26 protein-coding genes, 2 tRNA genes and 2 pseudogenes are annotated in these 24,546 nt (G+C 38.1%); 11 read left to right on the forward strand and 19 right to left on the reverse strand.

Features of this window, described 5'->3' with window-relative positions; translation table 11 throughout:
- Positions 1–65 precede the first annotated feature (65 nt).
- The 3 genes from uvrA (at position 66) to FFO06_RS08325 (ending at position 4,748) form a co-directional block, all read left to right on the forward strand.
- Complete coding sequence (gene uvrA, locus FFO06_RS08315; RefSeq protein ID WP_137907625.1) at positions 66–3,008, forward strand: excinuclease ABC subunit UvrA; 2,943 nt, start codon at positions 66–68, stop codon at positions 3,006–3,008.
- A gap of 135 nt (positions 3,009–3,143) precedes the next feature.
- Complete coding sequence (locus FFO06_RS08320; RefSeq protein WP_137907626.1) at positions 3,144–4,040, forward strand: restriction endonuclease; 897 nt, start codon at positions 3,144–3,146, stop codon at positions 4,038–4,040.
- A gap of 177 nt (positions 4,041–4,217) precedes the next feature.
- Complete coding sequence (locus tag FFO06_RS08325; RefSeq protein WP_137907661.1) at positions 4,218–4,748, forward strand: hypothetical protein; 531 nt, start codon at positions 4,218–4,220, stop codon at positions 4,746–4,748.
- Positions 4,749–4,750: 2 nt separating this feature from the next.
- Here the strand turns inward: FFO06_RS08325 and FFO06_RS08330 are convergent, their stop codons facing one another.
- From FFO06_RS08330 to FFO06_RS08350, 5 genes are all read right to left on the reverse strand, one after another.
- On the reverse strand, positions 4,751–5,842 hold the full coding sequence (locus FFO06_RS08330) for an extracellular solute-binding protein (RefSeq protein WP_137907627.1): 1,092 nt from the start codon (positions 5,840–5,842) through the stop codon (positions 4,751–4,753).
- Positions 5,843–6,006: 164 nt separating this feature from the next.
- Positions 6,007–8,067 (reverse strand): ribonuclease catalytic domain-containing protein, encoded by a 2,061-nt coding sequence (locus FFO06_RS08335; RefSeq protein WP_137907628.1) that lies wholly within the window; start codon positions 8,065–8,067, stop codon positions 6,007–6,009.
- A gap of 197 nt (positions 8,068–8,264) precedes the next feature.
- Positions 8,265–8,480, reverse strand: a complete 216-nt coding sequence (gene rpsR, locus FFO06_RS08340; RefSeq protein WP_137907629.1) for a 30S ribosomal protein S18 — start codon at positions 8,478–8,480, stop codon at positions 8,265–8,267.
- Positions 8,481–8,482: 2 nt separating this feature from the next.
- On the reverse strand, positions 8,483–8,677 hold the full coding sequence (rpmG, locus tag FFO06_RS08345; protein ID WP_010998585.1) for a 50S ribosomal protein L33: 195 nt from the start codon (positions 8,675–8,677) through the stop codon (positions 8,483–8,485).
- Positions 8,678–8,723: 46 nt separating this feature from the next.
- On the reverse strand, positions 8,724–9,278 hold the full coding sequence (locus tag FFO06_RS08350) for an RDD family protein (protein ID WP_137907630.1): 555 nt from the start codon (positions 9,276–9,278) through the stop codon (positions 8,724–8,726).
- Positions 9,279–9,449: 171 nt separating this feature from the next.
- Between FFO06_RS08350 and FFO06_RS08355 the strand changes: the two genes are divergently transcribed.
- Together FFO06_RS08355 and FFO06_RS08360 are read left to right on the forward strand one after the other, a co-directional pair.
- Positions 9,450–10,574, forward strand: coding sequence for an AAA family ATPase (locus FFO06_RS08355; protein ID WP_201275443.1), 1,125 nt, complete (start codon positions 9,450–9,452; stop codon positions 10,572–10,574).
- A 23-nt stretch (positions 10,575–10,597) separates the two neighbouring features.
- On the forward strand, positions 10,598–11,368 hold the full coding sequence (locus FFO06_RS08360) for a DUF3226 domain-containing protein (protein ID WP_306420200.1): 771 nt from the start codon (positions 10,598–10,600) through the stop codon (positions 11,366–11,368).
- Between the two features lie 90 nt (positions 11,369–11,458).
- On the opposite strand, the gene bchI is transcribed toward FFO06_RS08360, so the two are convergent.
- From bchI to rpsP, 8 genes are all read right to left on the reverse strand, one after another.
- Entirely contained in the window at positions 11,459–12,577 is a 1,119-nt protein-coding gene (gene bchI, locus FFO06_RS08365; RefSeq protein WP_028083523.1) for a magnesium chelatase ATPase subunit I, read from the reverse strand.
- A gap of 175 nt (positions 12,578–12,752) precedes the next feature.
- Positions 12,753–12,824: transfer RNA gene (locus tag FFO06_RS08370), tRNA-Thr, on the reverse strand.
- 88 nt (positions 12,825–12,912) lie between these two features.
- Positions 12,913–12,995: transfer RNA gene (locus FFO06_RS08375), tRNA-Tyr, on the reverse strand.
- A 158-nt stretch (positions 12,996–13,153) separates the two neighbouring features.
- The gene (locus FFO06_RS08380; RefSeq protein ID WP_137907632.1) at positions 13,154–13,930 is read right to left on the reverse strand and encodes a DUF6816 family protein; all 777 of its coding nucleotides are present in this window, start codon (positions 13,928–13,930) and stop codon (positions 13,154–13,156) included.
- A gap of 79 nt (positions 13,931–14,009) precedes the next feature.
- On the reverse strand, positions 14,010–14,417 hold the full coding sequence (locus FFO06_RS08385) for a ChuX/HutX family heme-like substrate-binding protein (protein WP_137907633.1): 408 nt from the start codon (positions 14,415–14,417) through the stop codon (positions 14,010–14,012).
- A 60-nt stretch (positions 14,418–14,477) separates the two neighbouring features.
- Positions 14,478–15,428: a PhoH family protein gene (locus tag FFO06_RS08390; RefSeq protein ID WP_137907634.1), complete on the reverse strand. Its 951-nt coding sequence runs from the start codon at positions 15,426–15,428 to the stop codon at positions 14,478–14,480.
- A gap of 411 nt (positions 15,429–15,839) precedes the next feature.
- Positions 15,840–16,226, reverse strand: coding sequence for a KH domain-containing protein (locus FFO06_RS08395; protein ID WP_137907663.1), 387 nt, complete (start codon positions 16,224–16,226; stop codon positions 15,840–15,842).
- A gap of 7 nt (positions 16,227–16,233) precedes the next feature.
- Positions 16,234–16,494 carry a 30S ribosomal protein S16 gene (gene rpsP, locus FFO06_RS08400; protein WP_137907635.1) on the reverse strand — a complete coding sequence of 87 codons (261 nt, stop codon included), beginning with the start codon at positions 16,492–16,494 and terminating at the stop codon, positions 16,234–16,236.
- Positions 16,495–16,562: 68 nt separating this feature from the next.
- Between rpsP and FFO06_RS08405 the strand changes: the two genes are divergently transcribed.
- Positions 16,563–16,751: a hypothetical protein gene (locus FFO06_RS08405; protein WP_137907636.1), complete on the forward strand. Its 189-nt coding sequence runs from the start codon at positions 16,563–16,565 to the stop codon at positions 16,749–16,751.
- A 51-nt stretch (positions 16,752–16,802) separates the two neighbouring features.
- On the opposite strand, the gene FFO06_RS08410 is transcribed toward FFO06_RS08405, so the two are convergent.
- Complete coding sequence (locus FFO06_RS08410; protein WP_236097102.1) at positions 16,803–18,065, reverse strand: PatA/PatG family cyanobactin maturation protease; 1,263 nt, start codon at positions 18,063–18,065, stop codon at positions 16,803–16,805.
- Positions 18,049–18,228 carry a hypothetical protein gene (locus FFO06_RS21920; protein ID WP_228036437.1) on the reverse strand — a complete coding sequence of 60 codons (180 nt, stop codon included), beginning with the start codon at positions 18,226–18,228 and terminating at the stop codon, positions 18,049–18,051. The genes FFO06_RS08410 and FFO06_RS21920 overlap by 17 nt, the downstream gene beginning before the upstream one ends.
- Positions 18,229–18,296: 68 nt before the next feature.
- On the opposite strand from FFO06_RS21920, the pseudogene FFO06_RS08415 reads away from it, so the two are divergent.
- The 3 genes and pseudogenes from FFO06_RS08415 to FFO06_RS08425 form a co-directional block, all read left to right on the forward strand.
- Positions 18,297–18,512: pseudogene (locus tag FFO06_RS08415) on the forward strand (element excision factor XisH family protein); the annotation flags it as partial.
- Between the two features lie 33 nt (positions 18,513–18,545).
- Positions 18,546–18,881 carry a XisI protein gene (locus FFO06_RS08420; RefSeq protein WP_137907637.1) on the forward strand — a complete coding sequence of 112 codons (336 nt, stop codon included), beginning with the start codon at positions 18,546–18,548 and terminating at the stop codon, positions 18,879–18,881.
- 63 nt (positions 18,882–18,944) lie between these two features.
- On the forward strand, positions 18,945–19,550 hold the full coding sequence (locus FFO06_RS08425; protein ID WP_137907638.1) for a hypothetical protein: 606 nt from the start codon (positions 18,945–18,947) through the stop codon (positions 19,548–19,550).
- Here FFO06_RS08425 and FFO06_RS08430 read toward each other — a convergent pair.
- Positions 19,543–20,226, reverse strand: a pseudogene (locus tag FFO06_RS08430) (Uma2 family endonuclease). The gene FFO06_RS08425 and the pseudogene FFO06_RS08430 overlap by 8 nt on opposite strands.
- A 564-nt stretch (positions 20,227–20,790) precedes the next feature.
- Here FFO06_RS08430 and FFO06_RS22285 point away from each other — a divergent pair.
- Together FFO06_RS22285 and FFO06_RS08450 are read left to right on the forward strand one after the other, a co-directional pair.
- Entirely contained in the window at positions 20,791–20,946 is a 156-nt protein-coding gene (locus tag FFO06_RS22285; protein ID WP_255501544.1) for a cyanobactin biosynthesis system PatB/AcyB/McaB family protein, read from the forward strand.
- A 14-nt stretch (positions 20,947–20,960) separates the two neighbouring features.
- A complete protein-coding gene (locus FFO06_RS08450) occupies positions 20,961–21,149 on the forward strand; it encodes a cyanobactin biosynthesis PatC/TenC/TruC family protein (RefSeq protein WP_236097104.1) in 189 nt (62 codons plus the stop codon).
- 63 nt (positions 21,150–21,212) lie between these two features.
- On the opposite strand, the gene FFO06_RS08455 is transcribed toward FFO06_RS08450, so the two are convergent.
- The 3 genes from FFO06_RS08455 to ffh form a co-directional block, all read right to left on the reverse strand.
- A complete protein-coding gene (locus tag FFO06_RS08455; RefSeq protein WP_137907639.1) occupies positions 21,213–21,791 on the reverse strand; it encodes a Uma2 family endonuclease in 579 nt (192 codons plus the stop codon).
- A gap of 167 nt (positions 21,792–21,958) precedes the next feature.
- Positions 21,959–22,741 (reverse strand): Uma2 family endonuclease, encoded by a 783-nt coding sequence (locus FFO06_RS08460; protein ID WP_137907640.1) that lies wholly within the window; start codon positions 22,739–22,741, stop codon positions 21,959–21,961.
- 189 nt (positions 22,742–22,930) lie between these two features.
- Positions 22,931–24,376: a signal recognition particle protein gene (gene ffh, locus FFO06_RS08465; RefSeq protein ID WP_137907641.1), complete on the reverse strand. Its 1,446-nt coding sequence runs from the start codon at positions 24,374–24,376 to the stop codon at positions 22,931–22,933.
- Between the last annotated feature and the right edge of the window lie 170 nt (positions 24,377–24,546).

Genomic DNA, 24,546 nt, shown 5'->3' on the forward strand with positions numbered 1-24,546 from the left:
TAAACCAGATAAAGATAGTATTATTAAGGATTGTTTCATTGTGTAACTTTCCCTAGCCTGTCAATATGTCAGAAAATTTAGCCGCTTGTTTAAATGATGTGCTTCCATCCCCTAATCATAGCCAAAATACTATCCGCATTCGGGGTGCTAGACAGCATAATCTGAAAAATATTGATTTGGAATTACCCCGTGATCGTTTGATTGTTTTTACCGGGGTTTCTGGTTCGGGTAAATCCTCCTTGGCCTTTGATACCATCTTTGCGGAGGGTCAACGTCGTTATGTGGAATCCCTAAGCGCCTATGCTCGCCAATTTTTGGGACAATTGGATAAACCTGATGTAGAAGCAATTGAGGGTTTAAGTCCCGCAATTTCCATTGACCAAAAATCAACTTCCCATAATCCCCGTTCCACAGTGGGAACAGTAACGGAAATTTATGATTATTTGCGATTGTTATATGGTCGAGCGGGTGAACCTCATTGTCCCCTTTGTGATCACTCTATCGCGCCTCAAACCATAGACCAGATGTGCGATCGCATTATGGAACTTCCCGACCGCACCCGCTTCCAAATTTTAGCCCCTGTAGTCCGCGGAAAAAAAGGAACTCACCGCAAATTAATTTCTGGTTTAGCTTCCCAAGGTTTCGCTCGTTTGCGGGTAAATGGGGAGGTCCGAGAGCTATCTGATTTGATTGAGTTAGATAAAAATAGCACACATACTATAGAACTGGTTATTGACAGATTAGTTAAAAAAGATGGTATTCAAGAGCGTTTGGTAGATTCTCTAGCAACTTGTCTTAAGCAATCTCACGGTATTGCTATAATTGAGGTATTAGATGATACATTAGATAAGATAGCGCTGGAGCGACCTGATAGTAAGTATATATCAACTGAAGGAAAAAATCAAGGTATTTCTGAAGAAGAATTACCCAAAGAAATGGTATTTTCAGAAAACTTTGCTTGTCCCGAACATGGTGCGGTAATGGAAGAATTATCCCCACGGTTGTTTTCTTTTAATTCACCTTATGGCGCTTGTCCCCATTGTCATGGGATCGGGACTTTAAGAAGATTTTCCCCGGAGTTGGTTGTACCTGATGAAAATTCGCCTATGTATGCAGCGATCGCTCCTTGGTCAGAAAAGGAAAATTCCTATTATTTAGAGTTATTGTATGCTGTGGGGTTAAATTATGGGTTTGAGTTACAAACTCAATGGGGGAAATTGACAGCGCAACAGCAAAAAATTGTCTTGTATGGAGAAGAAGAACCGAAAAATCCAACCGAGAAAAAGCAAATTTTTAAAGGCGTAATTCCGATTTTACAAAGACAATATGAAGGGGGAACAGAGTTAATTAAACAGAAATTAGAAGAATATTTAATTGATCAACCTTGTGAAGTTTGTGGAGGGAAAAGATTAAAACCCGAAGCCTTAGCTGTGAAATTGGGACAATATGGAATTTTAGATTTTACTACCGTTTCCATTCGGGAATGTCGAGAAAGAATAGAAAAATTAAAATTGAGCGATCGCCAAAGTCAAATAGCTGATTTAGTTTTGAGAGAAATCAAAGCCAGATTACAATTTTTATTAGATGTTGGCTTAGATTACCTCACCTTAGATCGTCCCGCCATGACATTATCAGGTGGAGAAGCTCAACGCATTCGGTTAGCGACACAAATTGGTTCAGGACTAACAGGAGTTTTATACGTTTTAGACGAACCAAGTATCGGTTTACATCAAAGAGATAACGCCAGATTACTAAAAACCTTAACCAAATTACGGGACTTAGGAAATACCCTAATAGTCGTCGAACATGATGAAGAAACTATCCGCGCGGCTGATTATATAGTTGATATTGGTCCTGGGGCGGGAATTCATGGAGGACATATTATTTCTCAAGGAAATTTAGAGAATTTACTCAATGCAGAAAAATCCTTAACCGGGGCTTATTTATCAGGAAAAAGAGTCATAAATACTCCCACCAAGAGAAGAGAAGGAAATGGCCGAGCTTTAACTATTAAAAATGCGCGTCGCAATAACTTACAAAATGTAGATGTAGAAATTCCCTTGGGAAAACTTGTTTCTGTTACGGGTGTTTCTGGTTCAGGAAAATCTACCTTAATTAATGAATTACTTTATCCAGCATTACAACATCATTTACTCAAAAAATCTCCCGCACCCAAAGATATAGATGAAATCAAAGGTTTAAACTGTGTTGATAAAGCCATTGTCATTGACCAATCACCTATAGGGAGAACTCCCCGTTCTAACCCCGCAACCTATACCGGAGTTTTCGATATTATTCGTGATGTTTTTTCCCAAACTGTAGAAGCGAAAACCAGAGGTTATAAAGCTGGACAATTTTCTTTTAATGTCAAAGGTGGACGTTGTGAAGCTTGTAGTGGACAGGGTGTAAATGTCATTGAAATGAACTTTTTACCTGACGTTTATGTGCAATGTGAAATTTGCAAAGGTGCGAGATATAACCGAGAAACCCTGCAAGTTAAATATAAAGATAAATCAATTTCTGATGTTTTGAACATGACCGTTGAAGAGGCATTAGATTTTTGTCAAAATATTCCCAAAGCCGTAACGAGATTACAAACATTAGTAGATGTTGGTTTAGGTTATGTCCAATTAGGACAACCAGCCACAACCTTATCTGGTGGAGAAGCGCAGCGGGTGAAATTAGCGACAGAATTATCTCGACGCGCGACCGGAAAAACCTTATATTTAATAGATGAACCAACCACAGGCTTATCCTTTTATGATGTTCACAAATTGTTAGACGTTTTACAAAGATTAGTAGATAAAGGAAATTCAATTTTAGTCATTGAACATAATTTAGATGTGATTCGTTGTTCAGATTGGGTAATAGATTTAGGACCAGAAGGAGGAGATAAAGGAGGAGAAATAATTGCTGCGGGAACGCCCGAAGATGTGGCCAATAATCCCCGTTCTTATACTGGGGAATATTTACGGCAGGTGTTGGCTCAATATCCAGCAATGGGGTAATTTTTTCTCACCCAGAAGCGCAGAGGCGCGAAGGAAAGATTACGGAGAGAGGACTTATCCGGGAGTCCTTGATCTGACTTTTAGAGTTCAAATATTTTCAAAATCAAAAATAATTCCTTGCATGGAAATATGATCATGAATAAAAACCGCAGTTCTAAATCATGGAAATTAGGAGAAAAGGTAATTTTTGCAGCTTTGCAAATTCTCAGAGAACATGAAGGAGAATTACAAGGACAACAAGTAATTGAAGAAGTTAGCAAAAGAGTAGATTTAGATGAATGGGAAAAAGCTAGATATGAAAAATCTGGTTATATTCGCTGGAAAAGTGTTTTGAATTTTTACACTATAGATTGTCTCAAAGCTGGGTTTATGTTAAAAAATCAAGGTATTTGGTATTTAACACCAGAGGGAGAAAAAGCCTTAGAATTAGGAGAATCTCAACTTTTAAAATCCGCTACTCAGGCATTTAAACAATGGAAAGCGGAAAAAGAAAATATTGCTTCGGTAGATAATGAAGCAGAAACAGACAATGATGTTGATAAAGTTAGCGAGGTAACTATTAGTGAATATGAAGAAATTGCGGTAGAAGGGTTAAAGAAATTTGTCAGAAATTTGAACCCTTATGAATTTCAAGATTTAGTAGCAGCCTTATTAAGAGGTATGGGTTACTATACACCTTTTATTGCTCCCAAGGGAAAAGATGGTGGTTTAGATGTAATTGCATATCAAGATCCATTAGGGACGGTATCACCAAGAATCAAAGTTCAAATTAAACATCGAGAATCACCTGCTTCTGTGGATGAAATTCGACAATTAAGAGGAGTATTACAAAAAGATGGAGATGTGGGAATTTTTGTTGCTACTGGTGGTTTTACATCTGATGCGAAAAATGAAACAAGAAGTTCTCATACTCATATTGAACTCATAGATTTTGATAGGTTTATCAGTTTATGGCAACAATTTTATGAAAAATTACTAGATGAAGACAAAAAAAGATTACCTCTTACTCCTATTTATTTTTTAGGAATATAATTATTTATATTTTTATCCAATATAGGGATCTTAAATACTAAAAATGTTTTATAATCATATATGCGTAGGAAAGTTAGAGAGTTAAAAGTATTACAGCAAGTAGCTTTGAGTGAGGTACACCTTGTGCGGGCATCTTGCCCGCACCACAAGAGTTTTATTATTAATACAGGAAAATATATGAGTCAAAATAATTTATTTACCCACAAAAAACCCCAGCTATTATTAGCAATTCTCACTTTTACTACTTCTTGCTTTTTTCCTATTCTTCCGTCAAAATCCCAAAATATCCCTTTACCTTCTCAAGCACCTTTAGAATTAGATTTACTCACCCAACCAAAAGATAATATCATCACTTCTAAAACTATTCATCCCCAAAAATTGACAATTCCTAGTTTATGGTGGTCTCAGGAAAACTCGGAAAACAAGCTTTTGGATAATTGGATAGTTTACCCTGCTTCCCAGTCTGAACCCCCACGAGTAGATTTAATTGTTAATCAGCAAGTTTGGATTTTATTAGATTATTTAGAACAGTATGTTTTTGTCAATCGTTTGGGGAGTTTAACTAGTAAGTCTGGTTACAATATTCGAGTTTTTGACTATCAAAAAGAACTTTTAGCAGCTTATACCTGTAATTTTACTCAAACTCCCGTTTCCTGTAGTATTCAGATGAATAATCAAAGCAAATTTGGTTTGCGTCCCTCTTTCTAAAATTACGATTTTTTCATCTTCATAAATAAATCTTCATACTCTTGTGTTACTTCAGGGCGTAAGGGAAGTAAAAATTCACTTTTGGCAAAAATTTCTGAATTATTCAATAACAAGTTCTGTACGGGCTTCTGGATATCTGTGATTGCAATATTATTGTCAATGGGAGAATTGCTTTTAGTTAGTAAAGCAATTTGCCCAGATGTATTCGGTTGCAAACAAAAATCTAGCCATTTATATGCTAGAGTATCATTACTAACTCCTGTAGGACTTACCCATAAATCTGCCCAAATTGCTGTTCCTGACTGGGGAACAACTGCGGTAAATTTTTGATAACGACTGATCATTGGGATGATATCATTTGACCATCCTACTGCTAACCAAGTATCCCCAATGATTAATGGTTCTAAATAGTTTGTAGAATCATAAAATTTAACTTGTTTATTTAATGCTTGTAATTCTGATTCTAAGGAGGAGATTTGATTAATATTTTCGGTATTATAAGATTTTCCTAATTTCTTCAACACTAAACCAATTACTTCTCGCGGATGATTAAGTAAAGATATTCGATTTTCTAATTCGCTGCGCCATAAATCACTCCAATCTCTCGGTTTCCATCCTAACTTTTCAAACTTTTCTTGATTATAAACAATGACTGTATTCCCCCAGCGGTAAGGAATACCCCAAATTTTCCCTTCCTGATCATGCTTAACTAATTGTCGCCATTTTTCATCTAGTTTAGCTAAATTTTTGATCTTTCCTGTTTCCAATGGTTGAATCAATTTCTGATTAATTGCTGCTTGTAACCAATAATCTCCCAATGTTACCAAATTTGCTGGCAATGATTTTTGATTTTTATTAATTGGTGGTTTTTGCCAAGTTTGTAATAATTTAAATAATTCCTCAATCTGATCAAGTGGGGTAAATTTCAATTTTCCCCCTGACTCTACACTTTTCCGAAACTGATTAACTACCTGACCGGGAATGGAATTTTTTAATAGCTGTACATTCAGAGGCGGTTGCTTTGTCTCGCACCCAATTATGATTTGAGAAAGTGCTAAAGTAGTTGTACCTAATAAAAAAGATCGTCTGTCCATGGATTTTGCATTTAAGGCAAGAGACAAGAGGCAAAAGGCAAGAGTAAAGAAGTTTTCAGCGATTTTACGTTTCTTGACACAGTTTGGTTTGATTATGTTAACCTAACTTTTGTCGCTACTACATAAACAAAGTCCACCTGCGTGGACTTTAGGTCAATCGCTAATTAATTTATAATTGATTGGGCTTCTTGATACATAATCTCCTGAAAATGAATCAAATCTTTTTGCGGGTCAGCCAAACTAACTTTTACTAATAAATTTTCTCCCAAACTAACAGAACGCCGGAAGGACATAGGCAATTGTAAACCCAAATCTTCTAATAAAATCAGTGCTAAATTGCTATCTTCTCGCAACCACATCAATACTGTCACCTGCCAAACTTCTTCAGGATGACGACGTAAATATTCTAAAGCATAATATCTATTAGTTTGTCGTTCCACCATCGTTGCTTCTTGGGTGGCGCTGCTGACTGTCATCATCACTTCTTTGAGTTGTTCCGCAGAAAAAGGTAAACCTTCACCGCGTAAATGTGCTTTCAATTGGAAATGGGTCAGTAAGTCGCTATAACGGCGAATAGGAGAAGTAGCTTGTGTATAAGTATCTAAACCTAAGCCAGCATGACGCACAGGGGTAATACTCATTTCACTCTTAGGCATACAACGACGCATAGCACAGGAACGAACAAAACCCGCTGGTAATTGCAGTAATTCTTCCTCTGGAGGTAATTCCGGTTGGGGTTGACCGCGAAAAGGGAGAGGGATATTATGGGTTTGACCATAACGGGCTGCTACTTCTCCAGCAAGAATCATCATTTCTGCTACTAGTTGCCTGGACAAGGAATCATCTAATATATCAATATTTATATCATCGTCCTTGACTTTGATCATCGCTTCTGGCATATTGATACTAATAGCCCCTTGACCATAACGCCAATTTTTGCGTATTTTTGCCCAATTAGCGATCGCTTCAATTTCTGGTTCTGCTTGTACTCCCAATTGCAACATCTCATCTACATCTTCATAGGTGAGACGATAGGTAGGCTTAATTAAACCAGTATGTATACAATAATCTTCTACAGACCCAACTTGATCTAAAATCACCCCAAAGCTGAGAGCGCAACAGACTTTCCCCTGTACCAAACTCATCGGACCTGTAGCTAACACCTCTGGAAACATGGGAATCATCCCCGTAGGTAAATAAACCGTACTCCCCCGTTTTCTCGCTTCCAAATCTAATTCATCATCTGGTATTAATAACCTGGTAGGATCTGCTATATGTACCCATAACCGTTCTCTTCCATCTGGTAATACCTCCCAACTCAAACCATCGTCTATTTCCGTCGTGCTTTCATCATCAATGGTGTATACCTTGAGATGAGTGAGATCGAGACGGTTTGTGTCTAAATCTGTACTAGGGAAATCCAAACGTTCTTGCGCCACTTCTAATACCTGATGAGGAAATTGAACAGAAATTGATGAACGGCGTAGGAACAGGTTTTCATGAGAACTCCACCAACCCAAATCTATCAATAGTTGAAAAGCACCCTGGGGCGTAGCAGAACGTCCCAGCATATTCATAGTTTCTAATACTGAAGCTGGAGGCGGACAAGCACGGGCTAAAGAGTCGTAATTCACCTTCAGCATGATCACATCTGCCAGCAGAGTCGCATACTTTTCTAATGCTTCTAAACGCTGGCGATCTATTCTTTGCCATTCTACCACTTCGCCCTGAAGTGCCTGTTCTACACGGGCTAAAAATTCCTGCTGTCCCTTTGCTTTTTGTGATTCTACAGCCATCTGGTGCTTGCGTTCTGCTACCTGGGCTGCGCTGCGTGGTTCGTAAGCCTCCCCTTTTTGCTTAAAATAGAGTTTATCCTCTGATAGCAAACAATGGGCTGCATAACACTGGGGAGGGGCTGATTCCGAAAACAGTAGATTCGCCATTTGCTGAGGGGTGACAGTTTCCCCATCTTCAATCAGTAGTTCCCATGCTACTTCCAAACTCGACGGATCTAGATAAGGCTGGACTTGATTTAAAAACTCAGGAATTTCCCCTGGTTTATAGATTTGTCCGCTAACTGTGTAAGTAAATTGGCGCGGTGCGAGGCTGTGGGATTGACCACGTTCATCTACTACAAACCAACGAGTTTTCCCATCTGGACGATCTACCACCCCCAGACGGCGATCGCTTTGAACCCTAAATTCAACTAACGTCCCCTTATCCACAACTGTCGCACTTTAATATTTTTAGATTTTTAGACTGGAGATTCGGGATTAAATAACCAGTATCTAATCCTTTTCTACCCATTATCCCATTAATTAATTGTTAAATTTTAGATTTTGGACTCAAAGTAACCGCGCAATACCTATGCAACCGCCACTTTTCTTGGATGATCTTCCAAAATCCAAAATCCAAAATCTTCTTAACCTTCGGCGTTAATAAAGGGTAACAAAGCCACGATCCGGGCCCGTTTAATAGCTAGAGTCAGCACCCGTTGTTGCTGACAAGTCAACCCAGTAATTCTCCGAGGTAGTATTTTACCACGTTCGGTGAGAAACTTCCGTAACAAATCTACATCTTTATAATCAATGACCTCCCCTGGTTTAATGGGAGAAAGACGACGACGATAATAACTCATTCTTACTTAATTTCCTTATGAACTGTGTGTTTGTTACAGTGGGTACAGAACTTTTTCAGTTCTAAACGGTTGGTTGTGTTCCGACGGTTTTTAGTGCTGGTATAGCGGGATACACCAGGGGAACGTTTATCTGGATTTGTCCGACACTCGGTGCATTCTAGTGTCACTATTATACGCGCACCTTTACTCTTAGCCATAAACTTACAAACTGTAAAGCCTGGAGACAATTAACACAAATGGTCATTATCTCACATTTCGCTGAAATTTTTCAACTAGTCTTTTAATTTTTAGATCTAAAGAATAACCACGTTGGGAGGAAACTATGATAGTCCGAAAAAAGCGGTCATGGAAAGACTGACGCATTTGAGTATCAGATAAAGCAGCACAGCTGTCAATGATTAGGGGAAGCAATAACACGATAGCAGTGGGATTGAGAATGATATTAGTCAAGAAAATGGATAATAATAAGCTAGAAAAGCAAATAATCCCTTCTCTGAGCAATAACGTCTGAAATTGGGGGATTTTATTGACTATTTCCCCATTTACGACTTCTAGTACCTTTAAATCAAATGCCCAACGTCCTAAACTTTGTCCCTGATTATTGTAAACTATGACGACGCGAAAAATTAGCCAAGCAAAAATAAAAACAAAGATTTGGGTAAATTGTACACCGATTTGATTATTTCTGACGATAGAACTGAGAAACCATGCGGTCAATAAGTCAAGAGCTAAGGCCATACCCCGACGGGTAATGTCTCCTTTCTGGTAGTGTCTTTGATTTGCTTTAACAAGACTCATACCCTTTACCTCGCTAGTGGTAGAATAGTGGGTTTTTAAAAAAGTATCAAATTTTATCAGTATCAATTAATTAAATTCCATCTATAGTGATAGACGATATCACTGTTAAAATTGGCAACATAATCTTATGCAAATCAATATATAATGCACATCTTACGATAAACTAATGCGATGATGAATCTGGAAAACGTTACAATTCACCAATTTAGAGGACTTCGAGATTTAGAACTAAAGGATCTCGGAAGGATTAACCTGCTTGTTGGTATTAACAACTCAGGTAAAACCAGTGTTCTGGAAGCATTAGAGATTTATTGTCATCCATTGGATATTAAAGTGTGGCTGAGTACAGCACTTCAAAGAGAACAAGAAAGTAGACTTACTCGCCCAATAGATGCAATACAATGGTTATTTACACGCTATTTTTATAATCAGTATCGAGAACTTAAAAAACCTAATATTTTTATTTCTAGTAGTGGTTTATATTCTGTTAAACAATTGAAATCCAGTTATGAAGAAATAGAAAGAATATGGTTATCTGATTCCAAAAAAGATGAGGAAATTGACAGTGATGATGTTCCAGGAGTTAGAAAAGGAATTGATTTAAAAATAGAAATTTATCATATCGATCATTTAAGTCTTTTTGATCATCAGTATACTTCTGTTGAGCAATATCAGCTATGGGAGGATGAATTTTTATCTAGACCATATAGAAAACGAGACCCAAGATTAAATACTTCTGTAGTTACACCATCATCTCATCGTTCAGAAATTGGCCAATTTCGATTACTTTCAGAAGCAAGATTTCAAAATTTTAAAGCTGACGTAATTAAATTATTAAAACAGATTGATAATAATATTTCTGATATAGAAATATTGTTACCTCCAGAATCTATAAGTTCTCGATTTAATATATATATTCAACATGAAAAACTAGGACTTGCACCAGTCAGTACCTTTGGTGATGGTATTCGTCGCTTATTACATATAGCTCTTAAACTAGCCAGTGTCAAAGGTGGTATTCTTTTAATTGATGAATTGGAATCAACAATTCACACAGAAGCACTACAAAATTCTTTTCGATGGTTAGTTAAATGGTGTACAGAAATGGATGTTCAATTATTTGCAACTACCCATAGTCTGGAAGCTGTTGATGCTTTGCTAGAAGTTACTGAATCAGATTCAGATTTAGTGCTTTATCGCTTAGAACCAAAGGAAGGAAAAACAAAAGTAGTTAGACATGATGGACATAGATTAAGACGATTAAGAGAAGAATTAGGTCAGGAGGTGCGTTGGTGAGTCGGAAATATGTTTTAATTGGTGTGGAGGGTCCCCATGATCAGGCTTTTGTATCTAGGATATTGTGTAAATTATTAGGCTTTTCTGAATTTAAGGGAGATAACTCGAAATTAGATAATTTTTGGCGAAAATTTATCCCTAATTATCCTAAAGGTGGAAATTTATATGATAGGCTTGATATGCCTCAGATATTATATAATGATAATTTCTCAATAGCTATATATGTAGGTAATGGAAGTCAGTTAATTAGTAATTTGAGAGATAAATTATCTAACATGGATTATTCTGAGCTTTTCGCTTTTGGTATCATAGCTGATACTGATAACAATACACCTGACAAAGTGGTAAAAGAGTATTATGAAGGTTTTAAAGAATATTTTTCTCATTTTCCAACTCAAGTTACTGAAAGTGGTAATGTTACAGAAGGTTCACCAGAATTAGAAACAAAAGCAGGAATTTATATATTACCAGATAATTCTCAACCAGGAGTTTTAGATACTTTAATTTGTGATTGTGGAGAGTTAGTTTATCCTGAATATATGCAAAGAGCAAAGGAATATATAGATAAATTTTCTGAGCAAGAGAGGAATAAAAAGCCTTTAAAGTGGAAACCTTTTGATCAACAAAAAGCTATAATTTCCACAGTGGCCAGTGTTCTTCAACCAGGTATGACAAATACAGTAACTATTAAATGTGATGATTGGATTAGTCCTGAAACAGCGGAAATTCCAGCTATTAAAAATTTCACTGATTTTTTAAAAAATTTGTTAAAATTAGAAACCGAATCATACTAATAAAATCAAGCTATTTAACCAATTCTGATAATTTGTTAGTTGTTAATTAACGGTTTTAGAGACGTTCCCCAGAACGTCTCCAGATGATCACTAACGCACTCCGGCTTTCATTCCCGCACCGTTTTTTTGTGAGGAATCTTCTGGAAGTTCCACACCAAAAACCCGACAAAAGACCTTTTCTACCTTATAGCCAGTATCAATAGATTCCAAGGGGTCTTTCCGCAAACGGTGACGCAGACATAAAGTAATTACGCGACGGATATCGTCAACTGTAACTTCTGTTCGTCCTTCAAAAGCGGTCAAGGCTTTAGCAGCGCGGTTAGTGACAATATCACCCCGCAAACCATCCACATCTAATTCTGAACAAACTTCGGAAATTTTCACCCGAAAATCATAGTCTAAATTAACTTGTGGTAATAATTCCTGAGCATTGACAATTTGCTGTTGTAATGCTATTTGGGGAGTTTGGTGTTTTTCCAAATATACAGCAGGATTTTGGTCAAATTCCCCTCTTTCTTCCACAATTTGCACCCGTAAAGCTGGTTCTTTAACTGTGTGAATTTCTGCGTGCATTCCAAAACGGTCGAGTAATTGAGGACGCAGTTCCCCTTCTTCTGGGTTTCCTGAACCAACAAGCACAAACCGCGCGGGGTGACGAATAGAAATCCCTTCCCGTTCAACGGTATTCCAACCACTCGCTGCGGAATCAAGAAGAACGTCTACCAAGTGGTCATCTAACAAATTGACCTCATCAACGTACAAAATCCCTCGGTTGGCTTTAGCTAGTAGTCCTGGTTCAAAAGCTTTCACACCCTCAGACAAAGCCTTTTCAATGTCAATTGTGCCACAAACCCGGTCTTCTGTTGCGCCTAATGGTAAATCTACCATTTGCACCTTTTTATGAGCAATGGGAACTTCTAACCCTTGGGCTACTTGTTGACGCACTTCATCACTCATTAAGTCCGGGTCGTTGGGGTCGCTGTTGAAGGGGTCATTGGCAACAACAGGTATTTCCGGTAATAAGTCCGCCAATGCGCGGATAGTTGTAGATTTGCCGGTGCCGCGATCGCCCATAATCATTACACCACCAATTTTGGGGTCAATGACATTTAGCAGCAGTGCCAGTTTCATTTCTTCTTGACCGACGATGGCTGTAAATGGAAAGACCGCACGACGCGCACTCGCACTAGCTTGAGCAGTTGAAGTCACTAAATTACCTTATAATATTTTTGATGACAATTCCTTATTTTGACACATCTGGGGAGATGACGGGATGGGTATGACAGCAAATTTCCAATGGTAGATATTGTTCAAACCCTTAGGTTAACCCTTCTTCGTGGTTCATTCTTTCGCAACTCTTGGGTAAGTTATATGCTTTTTTAAAAGCCCGTGACGAGGATTGAACTCGTGACCTCACCCTTACCAAGGGTGTGCTCTACCACTGAGCCACACGGGCAAAACTGAAACAATTTGTAAATCAAGATTTATATTGCTGTGTATTTTATCATTACACAGCAATTATAATTCCTAACATCCGTAAGAGGTGGGCCGGGCTGGATTTGAACCAGCGTAGGCGTAAACCAACGGATTTACAGTCCGTCTCCATTAACCACTCGGACACCGACCCGTTTGTGTCCCACGCTCAACTATAATAGCAATAGTTTTTAAGTTTGGCAAGGGGTTAGAGAAAATATTTTTCATAAAGCCTAAATCCTTTACTCCAAGCCAGTTTTCCCAGTTGCTCACAAGTACAAGCGGGGTTAAACACCATTTTGACCTGAAACTTCAGCTGGAAGGGAAAAATTCTAAGCGATAGCGATATAATGCTACTGGTCGAGAACCTGCGGTAAAATAATCAGGATCTTGGGGGGAAAGGTAGACAGCGGTAACTTGGTCGGCTGTAATGGTTGGGGAAGAGGTGGAAAGTTTTTGGTAAGCGGTGGTTGATTCTACAGTATTCAAATAGGGACGAGAACCACCTTTAAATAATTGTTGAAAAACTTCGGAAGTGATGAATTGATGTTCTGATATTCTCTCTGTAGCGCGAGCAGTGACAATGGAAATTAATTGACGTTCACCCCGCAAAAATGTAATTTGACGATTAGGAGATTCAGGATCTACCTTGGATGATAATACAGTTTCATCTCCTAAATACGCTCTGGTTAAATTTAAACTATTAAATTCTCTATCAGCTACTAATATTGGTGTTTGATTTTGGAAATAAGCAAGAATTTTTAAACCTGAATTAGTTGGTTTAACTTTCACAAATCTGACTAAAAAACTAATTGGTTTATTTAATTGACTGCGATTATTTTCAAAGCCTGGTGTGACTATATTCGGTGCTAACGGTGCTGCTAAATCTACTAATGTACTTGTTACTTTCCACTTACCAGCTATCCAGTCAGGGTACAATAAATCTCCCTCTGCTGGTTTGACTGATGTTAATTTTTCCCATTGGGGGAATTTGGCTAAATGTTCCGCTAATTCTCCCGCTTGTGCTTCGTTATTTCCTAAAAACAATAAAAGCATTAAGCAACAACTAACAATTATTTTTGTAAACATATTCAATAATTCAATAATTCAATATTAAACCTACTCCCCCACTTATCAAATAAGTCGGGGATCTGAAAGAAACGAAAAATTACAAAATTTCTACGGGTAAAGGTTGCCAAATTTCGCCATGTTTTGCTTTTAAAACTTGCCAAGCTTCTACTTGTCCTGGTTCATATTCTCCTGGTTTACCCCATTGCAAAAATAGGCTTAATGCAGGTTCTGATTTTTCGTCTAAAAACCGAATTGCATAAGTTGTAAAATTCCCTCTTTTGGCTTCACCTGTTTCAAATTTCACTTGGGTGATTTTGTCCATGTTTAAATGAAATTCAAAGCCTTCGGTGTGCATATTTGCATATTTACCTTTTGGTAATTCTGCGTAAAATAGCTTTTCTATTTTCCCTCTCGCTTCTAAAACAGCAGCGCTACTGGTGACAATTAACCGCAAAGTTCCTAAGCTTTCACAAGCTTCTAAAAATTCTTTCAATGTTGTTGTCATATTTGTTAATTTTCTACTAGTGAGTGTTCAATTTCAGATTGATAACCAATAACTAATTTACTACGTTTCATATTTCTCATAAGCAGCAACAATGCGCTGTACTAAAGGATGACGCACTACATCTTTCTGAGAAAATTCACAAATAGCAATCCCTTCTACGTTTTTTAAAATTTGTAAAGCCACATCTAATCCCGATTTTTGATATGGTGGTAAATCAGTTTGCGTAATATCACCTGTAATCACCATTCGGGAGTTAAAACCTAAGCGCGTCAAAACCATTTTCATTTGCGCCGGTGTAGTGTTCTGGGCTTCATCAACAATTATAAAAGCATTATTTAAGGTTCTTCCCCGCATATAAGCCAGTGGTGCAACTTCGATGATTTCCCGCTCGATTAAATTGGGGACTTTTTCCGGGTCTATAAACTCATTAATGGCATCATAAAGGGGACGCAGATAGGGATTAACTTTTTGCTGTAAATCTCCCGGTAAAAAACCGAGTTTTTCCCCGGCTTCCACTGCGGGACGAGTTAAAATCAACCGTTCAAATTGATTACTAAGTAGTGCTTGAACTGCGACAACTACAGCCAGATAGGTTTTCCCTGTTCCCGCAGGACCAATACAAAAGGTTAAATCGCGTCTGCGAAGCGCGTCTATATATTGGCGTTGGTGAAAGGTTTTAGCGCGAATTTCTAACCCTCTGCGAGTTTTGGCTAGGATATCGCGCTGTAAGTCCTGTAATTGGTCTTCTGTATTGGTATCGAGGGCTTGACGGGCTGTGAGAATATCAGCACTAGAGATATTATTACCTTTACTCCATAAATTTTCTAGCGATCGCACCAATTTCTTTACTAATTCTACCTGTTTTGGTGTCCCTGAAATTAATAATTCTTGTCCCCGCAGAACTAAATTAGCTCCTGTTTGTTGAGATAAAAACTTGATATTAGCCTCACTATATCCTGCTAAAGCGATCGCACTGGACATATTAGGCAGTTGGATCAAATCATCTGCCATATTATTCTTGAATTGGGTGAAAAATGGTTTTTAACAAAATTAATATTTTCCTATTCCATGTAAATTTAAAATTGTCTAAGCAGGTAGACAAAATTAACCATATAAATGATTTACATTTCATGTAAGGGTAGCGCACCCTTACCTACCTCAGCGGGGCAACTTAACTTTCCGTTAGTTAATATGTTTATGATTGGGAAATAGGCTGACAACACTTGTTAATTCTTGGCTGGTAAATCCGCAATAAACACGGAATTATTAGCCAAGATTTGACAATACTGTTGTCTCCCGTCTCCAACAATCTCAACTGACTACTTGACAAGGGCGGAAATTAACCAAATACTAAAAATTTCTCAAAAGCTTATTTAATCCGCTTTTTTTAATTTTTAATATTTAATTTTCATGCAGCTGATATTACCGCAAACGTGGTTTAACAACAGGTTTGGGAATATTACTCTCTCTTTCTTTCGACTTGGGTGGTAGTGTCCGCTCTTCCTGTTCTTCATCAAAAGACATACTTTCCCGACCTGGGGAAGCACCACCGTAGATATCCAGGTATACTGATTGACCAGCTAGTTCTGCTGCGGCGGCAATTACAGAGCGAATTGCCTGGATATTGCGTCCCCCTCTACCAAACACTTTTCCTTTATCTGTACTATCAAAAGCAATGCGTACCCAAGCCCGCTTCAGGGTTTGAGATATTTCACAATCAACCTTTAAAGATTCTGGAGATTCTAAAAACGGCTGCACAAGAAACTTTACCAGCCCAACATAATTGGGACTGGTTGCTAAGGATTTAATCTCAAAACTATGATGCGGCTGTTGCACTGACCTGTTCAAAAACGTTAGCTTTTACGAGAATACGACGGACTGTATCAGTAGGTTGAGCGCCTTGTTGTAGTCGCTGCACAATACCAGGAATGTCTAATTTTACTTCATCTGTTCGGGGATTATAGAATCCTAATTCTTCTAAGGGGCGGCCGTCACGACGAGCCAGGCTGTTAATGGCAACAATTCGGTAACTTGCTTCTCGCTTTTTGCCAAATCTTTTTAAACGCAGTTTGATCATGTTGAGAACTGTTTCTCCTGTTCCTAGTTAGTGAGTTTGCAACTGATTGATGAGGAAGTGACTGGGTTATGACACCCGCGTTCACAATTTCCGACACTGAAACGCTAATTTTAGCACTTCCTGGCCGTGAATGGCTATTAGTTAGTTGTCAGTTGTCAGTTGTCGGTAAGAAAGATATTCTTTTAAGCCCCCTGCTCCCGTGGTTTCGGGATAAAACAGTTGTAGCACCTCAATCTTTACTCCATTATCTGCACTAATTCATTATAAACGATTTTGATAAATTCTAGGTCTTGAGCTAGACTAGGTGCTTATTTCCGCACAGACCAAGAGCGAACTTGACCTAAAGTTACAGGAATGCGATCGCTCACGTCAATGGTAAATAGATAGACTTTTTTAGCTCTGCGGCCATTTTCCGGGTCAAAAAACTTTAATTTCACATCCCAACAATCACTATTAATCCGACAGAAAGGACTTTTTTCCACTTCAATACTATCAAGCTGCATCCCTGTAGAAATAGCTTGAGAAAAACTAGAAGCCGCTTGAAAAGCATTAGTTACAGAAAAATTCAGCGCTCGATCTTTAGCAAATTGTCCTAAATTTCGCAAATCATAGTATACTCGATTTAAGAAACTACTCAAAGCCTTTCTCATGGCCATTTCTTGGGCTGGTGGTGTAGCTTCCGTAATTACAGTTTGCATTGACATATCTACTAAACTATTGACTTTCCAGCCATACATTCCCCTAGTATTAGTTAGAGTAATTACAGGCACAACTTGACCAGAAAATAATTCCACAGTTCTATCAGTTAACCTTGCAGGAATACTTACCCGTTCCACAAAATCATCACTATCTTCTGGTTGAATTTGTCCCTCTAACATAGCAATTAGAGTTTCATAGATATCTGCGGCAAAACCACTTACAGGTTCTAAAGCATAAATAGGAGTTAATTCTTGGTTAAGAGTCCAAATTAAAGGTTTAGCTTCCGTAGGATTTGCTGACAAGTAATCAACCATTTGCCGGCTATCATAGGGATTAGCAGGAATAATTGCCCCGTCCATATTCACTGCACCAGGAAGAATAGAGGGAATACACCAACATTCTCCTTTATCATTACCACCTGGGGCAACAATTAACATATTGTTATCTTGGCATTGTTTCACAGCACGGGCAAATAAATCAGGTGCTACTCCGGTTTGGGTAGGGTGACAAGCAGCGATATGGATAATATTCGCTCCCCATTGCCAAGCGGTATTAATAGCGTGGGTAAGGTTGATAGGGGAAATAAAATCATCATTAGCGAAGGAAATAGGAATATTTAATGCTGTACATAAAGGGGCAATACCAGGGGCGGGTGTGCCGTGTTCCCCTAAAATTGTGCTAGAAATGTGAGTAGCATGACTGGATAATTCAATGCGTTGTCTAATAGCTGGAGGGAAAGGTGCAAAAAATGCCTCCCGTTCTTTTTTTGCCTCTTCTTTATCGTGGTCGGGGTCGTCTTTTTTGTCTTTTTGTTGTTTGTTAAAATCTAAAGATAAATTGAGATAATAATAGTATTCAACGTTTAAGTTCAATATCTTCTGCCCAGTAGGGTTTAAATTGACTAAATTTTGCCCCTTGAAAACAACTGCGTTCTAAATCAGCAGCACCATCAAGGATAGCAATTTTAATGCGAGGGTCGCCTTTTGTGCGTGTCCAAATTTGGGAGATTCCGGGAATGTCGGTAAGGTTAGGCATGGTTTTGATTGTGTTGTTGTAATTGATGTTATGATTATGGGTGAAAAGTCTAATTTTTTATAAAGTTAATGCCAGCTAAAGATATTTTTCATGATGCTGTTAGGATCGGGTTAGAAAAAGACGGTTGGGTGATTACAGATGATCCTTTAAGGATAGAAGTCGGTGATGTGGAAATGTATATTGATCTCGGTGCAGAGCAAGTTTTAGCTGCTGAAAGAGAAGGAGAAAAAATAGCTGTAGAAATTAAGAGTTTTATTGGTACATCTAATATTTCTCAATATCATGATTTATGATCCAGTTCAGGAGGTAATTGTAGCATGGAAAAACTAGAACAATATCGCAATTATGTCAAACAAGTGATCACAGAATATGCTCAATTAGGTTCAGCTAAAGATGAAATTGAACAACAATTGATTTTTGATAGTTTTGGTGATCATTATCAATTGATGTATGTGGGTTGGAAAAATAGAAAACGGCAGCATGGTTGTGTTTTGCATTTGGATATTAAAGATCAGAAAATTTGGATACAACATGATGGAACTGAGATTGGTATAGCAGATGAATTAGTTAAATTAGGAGTGCCAAAATCAGATATTGTTTTAGCATTTCATGAACCTTTAGTGAGACAATATACAGGTTTTGCTGTTGGTTGATTTTCACATATATTTTACATGAATTGTACATCATTTTTGGAAATATTTACATTATGTCACATTATGTCATACAGTGATTTTACCCTCAGAAAAGTCAAGCAAACCTTTGGCATAAACACCATTGAAAATCAAAAGTTTCTGCCAGAAATCCAACCAATAGCTGCTAGTGCAACCCTGACTGATTTTTTAGCAGAAAGTTTACCATTAGCTATAGCGACAGGAAGTGAAAAAGCACGTTCTGAGTTAATCATTAGTCCGGTTTTACTAGAGGTTCGTAAGATTTTACAAAGAAAAATTAGTTTATTTTCTGGTACAGATTTTACTGTAGATTCGGCTTTAGGATTGAATGGAGTCTGTGATTTTGTTCTGAGTCTTTCAGCAGAACAGTTAGAAGTGGAAGCACCAGCAGTTATGATTGTGGAAGCTAAAAAATCAGACTTAAATCCGGGTATTGGCCAGTGTATTGCAGAAATGATTGCTGCTCAAAAATTCAATGAAATTAATAATCAACCCATTCCTACAATTTATGGTAGCGTCACTAATGGTACTGTTTGGCGATTTCTACAATTAACGGAACAAACTGTAACAATTGATTTTACAGATTATCCCCTTCCTCCTGTTGATGTCATTTTAGGAATTTTAGTTTGGATGGTAACTGCTGCTAACTAGATAATCTACTAATAAAATTCTCATGTTCTGGACTTGCTAAACCCTGCTGCAAAACAGCTAATACTCTACCTAAATCTCCTCCTAATAATGCTGTTTTATCTAACCATAAACCGGGGAATACTTGGGAACAAATTATATTATCTGCATTGGCTTGAAGTTGAATATACTCCCCTTATTGTCACCTAAACCAATCAAATTGATGGTCATAAACTCGCCAGATTAAATATTCTTGGACTTGATTACGACGATAAACTTTGAGTTTTTCATGCACATCATAGGAAGCACTAGAAGCAGCAATTTCCACAATTAATTCTGGCGCACCTTCTACATAATCATCTTTATTTATTCTTGATTGTCCTCCTGTTTCAATTCTTAATAAAGCATCCGGTTGTGGTTCGTTATCTGTATCTATTAGCACTGTGGCATTATCGGCGAAACCTATACCCGGTGTAGCTGCTTTATAAACTCCCAGCCAAGTCATAATATAAGCATGGGGTTCTCCATGACTTTTGATTCTTAATGGTGATGCCACGTAAACTACTCCTTCAATTAATTCGGCTTTTTTGAGATTCGGCATGGCATGATAACGCCGTTCAAATTCATGACGGGTTAATTTGTCGCCGTTTTCTAGGGGAGGAATAGTTAAGATGGGAGAAATTGCAGTAGTAGATATCATAAAATTTGCTCAAATTTTGCAGAAAATGAAATTGTCACCAATCACGATTTACGGTTACTGAGCGGAGTCGAAGTACAGGATTTCAGGATTTACAGGATGTTACCCAACATTTCGGTGATTTTGTGATTTAATGTTGTTGGGTTGCGCTGTCGCTTAACCCAACCTACATCTAACTTATAGATATCATTATTGTCAGATTATGTCTTTTTTAAGCTATATTTTGTAATATTTGGGGTTGGGGTATAGGCTTACCGATTTGATTATAGCCATACAGCAAATCTTCTAACACTTCCTTAGCATTTTCTAGAGCTTCTTCATAGCTTTCTCCGTGGGTTTTAGCATATTTTCCCCACTCAGGTAAAAAAGCAATATACGCTTGATCTTCTTGGGACTATTGAATTAGAATACTATATTTCATAGTTCATCTCCTTTTTCTAGTTGTTCAAGTTATTTGATACTTTCTATTATATCTTTCTCTTGATAGGGTTTTGCATCTTTGCTGTCTTTGCCAGGTAGAATTACAGGTTATTGTTAGTTTCTGTTGGTGGTTGTAGAAGAACTCATTTGATAATAAAGATTCAAATTTTCTATTCTTCCAGCTATTATTTCCTTGTTAGCATTCGTATGGACTTATTACATGGTGCTAATTATAATGACCCCGCCGCATTTCAAAATCGTAGCTATCAGCAAATTAAATCTTCTTGCAGTTGTGCAATTTAGGAGTTATCAAAGTTATGAGTAAACAAAAGAAAACCCCCGCAAATTCGAGTCAACCAGAACCTCAACAGTCACAAGAAATTGAACGCAAATTGTTATCTACTGGTTTGGAAGATTATGGTTTTTGGTCACAGGAAATGGCTAGACAAAAAGCCCAGCAAACTGAACCTGATAAACCTTTCCGTCGTGGTCGCATTTGGTGTTAGTTGGTGGTGTTAGTTGGTGCGGTTTTCATATCTCCGACTTCTTTGAGAAGTTGGGGATATTCATTAATACACAGGAAACACTTTACTTAAATCAAGCTGTAAATCAGTAAACCAAGGTAAAGATATCACCTGAGTAGGTAAAACAATTCGCTTATTTGTATACCCAAATATCCCCTGTTTATTTTGATATGGTTCACTGTAACATTCCAAGCAATTATCTAATAAATTAAATATCCAATAATCAGGTATTCCCGCTTTTGCATAAAGAGGTATTTTCACTTTTTGGTCATAGTCTATGGAAGAATCTGCAACTTCTATGACTAACAATATATCTGTCCCTTGTGGGTGAGATGAAAAATAATCATCATCACGGTTTTTGACAATGGCAAAATCTGGTTCTGGTTCGCTTTTGGGTGGTATACTAATAGGGGCTTGAGATTGCAGAATTGCTCTATCTTCTATAAGTTTTGGAAGTTCCTTTAATAGCTTTCTTAAACAAGTTTCATGTGCCGTACCTTTTGATACCATTTCTACCAATTCTCCGTTAATTAATTGAATGTGATCATCTTCTTTTAAAAAGCCAATTTCGATGAGTTCGTGATATTCTTCTAGGGTGAAGCTTTTAACCTGAATTGTAGTCATATATGTTGCTCCTTGAGGATTTGCTATTATATATTCTAAAAATCCCAACACACTGAACCTGATAAACCTTTGCGTCGTGGTCGCATTTGGTGTTAGTTGGTGGTGTTAGTTGGTGCGGTTTTCATATCCCCGACTTCTTTGAGAAGTTGGGGATATAATTCTAATTTTTAGAGATTATTGAGATCAATACCTTTAGCTGCTAATTTTGCTAATAGGTCTTGATAATTTTTGTGTTCTTGGTCGGCACGTTCTTTTTCTTGTTCAGCACGTTGTTGTTCTTGTTCAGCACGTTGTTGTTCTTGTTCAGCACGTTGTTGTTCTTGTTCAGCACGTTCTTTTTCTTTGTCGGCACGTTCCTTTTCTTCTTCGACACGTTGATTTAATTCCACAGATGTGAGAAACTTACCGCCATGAGGATAATAAATTTCTAAGTTATCTGCTGTGAGTTTAAAACGTATGTCTAAACGCGGGCTGACCCAATTATTAATATCCTCAATTGCCTCTAAACATTCTTGTTCAAGAATAAATCCTGTTAATTCAATTGTATCTGGATTGTATATATAATACTCTTCTACTCCATAACGTTGATAAAAGAGGATTTTTTTGGCCATTTCTTTGGTAGTATTTCCCGGAGATAGGATTTCAAATACCACTTGGGGAGGAATATTATTTTCTTGCCATTGTTTATAAGAACCTCTGTCACCTTTGGGTCTTCCAAACACCACCATGACATCAGGCGCTTGTCGGGTTTTTACACTTCCTTCTACAGGATACCAAAGTAAATCACCCGCTATAAATACATCATCGTTTGGGGCGAATAGTATTTCTAAATTTTCCTTAATTTTAACAATCCATTCATATTGTTTAGTATTATCGGACATAAGGTTGCCATCACTATCAGGGTAGATGATTTCTGGTTTGATTTCTGGTGGTATAAGTTGCTGTACCATATCTAAATCTCCATTTTACCAAAGGTAAATAAAGTTTTGAACACAAGCAGTGGCACTGATGAATATATTAACAATTATAGTGATTTGCGATCGCTTTGCGTTTTTTTGAACCCCTAAACAAACTCCGTAGTTATTGCACTTGGCAAGTCCCGAATTTATGGAAGAAATCCGGGATTTTGTGCTTAAATTTTAAAGAGTGCCAAAACCTTTTTTCTTTTTCTCTTTCTTTTTCTTCGCTGGTGCTGCGCCCCCAGGATAACCGCGCCAGCCCGGTGCCGGGCGATTTCCTGCGGCTAAAGGATTTCCACCCCCAAACATTCCTGGCATACCGGGGATGCCACCCTGTCCCATTTGCTGCATGAGCGATCGCATTTTTTGAAAGTCCGCCACTAGTTTGCTTACATCCGCTTCTCTGTATCCAGAACCAGATGCTATTCTCTTTCTCCGACTGGGAGAACTAGATAATAAATCTGGATCACGTCTCTCTTTTCCGGTCATGGAATTGATCATCGCTTCACAGCGTTTTAGCTGGGTTTCTCCCTGCTTTAACTGGTCATCGGAAAGCTTATTCATACCCGGAATCATCTTCATGATTCCTCCTAATGACCCCATATTCTTCAACAACCGCATTTGCTTGAGAAAGTCAGTAAAATCAAATTTCGCTGACAGGATTTTCTCCTGCATTTTCTCCGCGTCTGCCAAATCTATCTCTTCTTGGGCTTTTTCTACTAGGGTGAGAACATCCCCCATGCCCAAAATCCGCGAAGCCATGCGTTCCGGGTAAAATGGCTGCAAGGCCTCGACTTTTTCCCCCACACCCACAAATTTAATCGGCGCGCCGGAAATTTGCCGCACAGATAACGCTGCACCACCTCGGCTATCCCCGTCCATTTTTGTCAGGATTGCCCCTGTAATACCAATTTTATCATGGAAGCTGCGCGTTAGATTTGCCGCTTCTTGCCCGGTCATTGCGTCCACAACCAGCAAGGTTTCGTCGGGTTCAACTACCTGTTTAATACGGGCTAATTCCGCCATCATCCCTTCGTCTATTTGCAACCGTCCGGCAGTATCAATAATTACTGTATTTATGCCTTCTGCTCTGGCGCGTTCCACACCCTGACGGGCAATTTCTACGGGGTCTGCCTCAATTCCCAGTTCAAAAACTGGTACGTCAATTTGCTTACCCAGAGTGATTAATTGATCAATTGCTGCGGGACGATAAATATCCGTAGCCACTAATAAGCAACTACGCTCTTGTTTGCGTAAATGTAAGGCTAATTTGGCTGTGGCTGTGGTTTTCCCGGTCCCTTGTAAACCAGCCATTAACACAACGGTGGTTTTCCCTGTAACTTCTGCTAAGGGAACATTTTCCTCTCCCATGACCCGCACCAGTTCATCATAAACAATTTTGATGAATTGTTGGTCAGGACGCACACCGCTGATAACTTCAGCCCCTTGTGCTTTGGTTTCAACTTCGCTAATAAAATCTTTAACGACTTGAAGATTAACATCTGCTTCCAACAAAGCCCGACGCACTTCCCGTAAAGCGTCTTGAATGTTAGATTTTGATATTTTATCCTGTCCTCGCAGTTTTTTCCAGGCGGATTCTAAACGGTCAGATAGTGCATCAAACATAGTTCAGTTACAATGTAGTTAGTCTGTTGAGAATATTTGGTAAGTTTTTCAGGATCTTCAATACCCAGCTTATCCGACTCTAGCAGTCCATTGATCTGGTAAACTGTAATTTTCAAAGTCTGGTAGTCAGTAATAGATGTCCTCTTACGTAGAAAAATTTAAAAATAACT

It is taken from the genome of Dolichospermum planctonicum, from assembly GCF_005402965.1.
GTDB classification, from domain to species: domain Bacteria; phylum Cyanobacteriota; class Cyanobacteriia; order Cyanobacteriales; family Nostocaceae; genus Dolichospermum; species Dolichospermum planctonicum.

Excerpts from the sequence above, each read along its gene's own strand:
- FFO06_RS21920 (WP_228036437.1), bottom strand. The coding sequence starts at position 18,228 with ATGCCTAACCTTACCGACATTCCCGGAATCTCCCAAATTTGGACACGC.
- rpsP (WP_137907635.1), bottom strand. The coding sequence starts at position 16,494 with ATGATCAAACTGCGTTTAAAAAGATTTGGCAAAAAGCGAGAAGCAAGT.
- rpsR (WP_137907629.1), bottom strand. The coding sequence starts at position 8,480 with ATGAGTTATTATCGTCGTCGTCTTTCTCCCATTAAACCAGGGGAGGTC.
- FFO06_RS08325 (WP_137907661.1), top strand. The coding sequence starts at position 4,218 with ATGAGTCAAAATAATTTATTTACCCACAAAAAACCCCAGCTATTATTA.
- FFO06_RS08380 (WP_137907632.1), bottom strand. The coding sequence starts at position 13,930 with ATGTTTACAAAAATAATTGTTAGTTGTTGCTTAATGCTTTTATTGTTT.
- FFO06_RS08460 (WP_137907640.1), bottom strand. The coding sequence starts at position 22,741 with ATGGTACAGCAACTTATACCACCAGAAATCAAACCAGAAATCATCTAC.
- FFO06_RS08330 (WP_137907627.1), bottom strand. The coding sequence starts at position 5,842 with ATGGACAGACGATCTTTTTTATTAGGTACAACTACTTTAGCACTTTCT.
- FFO06_RS08350 (WP_137907630.1), bottom strand. The coding sequence starts at position 9,278 with ATGAGTCTTGTTAAAGCAAATCAAAGACACTACCAGAAAGGAGACATT.
- uvrA (WP_137907625.1), top strand. The coding sequence starts at position 66 with ATGTCAGAAAATTTAGCCGCTTGTTTAAATGATGTGCTTCCATCCCCT.
- FFO06_RS08390 (WP_137907634.1), bottom strand. The coding sequence starts at position 15,428 with ATGGCAGATGATTTGATCCAACTGCCTAATATGTCCAGTGCGATCGCT.
- rpmG (WP_010998585.1), bottom strand. The coding sequence starts at position 8,677 with ATGGCTAAGAGTAAAGGTGCGCGTATAATAGTGACACTAGAATGCACC.
- FFO06_RS08450 (WP_236097104.1), top strand. The coding sequence starts at position 20,961 with ATGAGTAAACAAAAGAAAACCCCCGCAAATTCGAGTCAACCAGAACCT.
- FFO06_RS08455 (WP_137907639.1), bottom strand. The coding sequence starts at position 21,791 with ATGACTACAATTCAGGTTAAAAGCTTCACCCTAGAAGAATATCACGAA.
- FFO06_RS08425 (WP_137907638.1), top strand. The coding sequence starts at position 18,945 with ATGTCATACAGTGATTTTACCCTCAGAAAAGTCAAGCAAACCTTTGGC.
- FFO06_RS08320 (WP_137907626.1), top strand. The coding sequence starts at position 3,144 with ATGAATAAAAACCGCAGTTCTAAATCATGGAAATTAGGAGAAAAGGTA.
- ffh (WP_137907641.1), bottom strand. The coding sequence starts at position 24,376 with ATGTTTGATGCACTATCTGACCGTTTAGAATCCGCCTGGAAAAAACTG.
- FFO06_RS08355 (WP_201275443.1), top strand. The coding sequence starts at position 9,450 with ATGATGAATCTGGAAAACGTTACAATTCACCAATTTAGAGGACTTCGA.
- FFO06_RS08420 (WP_137907637.1), top strand. The coding sequence starts at position 18,546 with ATGGAAAAACTAGAACAATATCGCAATTATGTCAAACAAGTGATCACA.
- FFO06_RS08385 (WP_137907633.1), bottom strand. The coding sequence starts at position 14,417 with ATGACAACAACATTGAAAGAATTTTTAGAAGCTTGTGAAAGCTTAGGA.
- FFO06_RS08405 (WP_137907636.1), top strand. The coding sequence starts at position 16,563 with ATGACACCCGCGTTCACAATTTCCGACACTGAAACGCTAATTTTAGCA.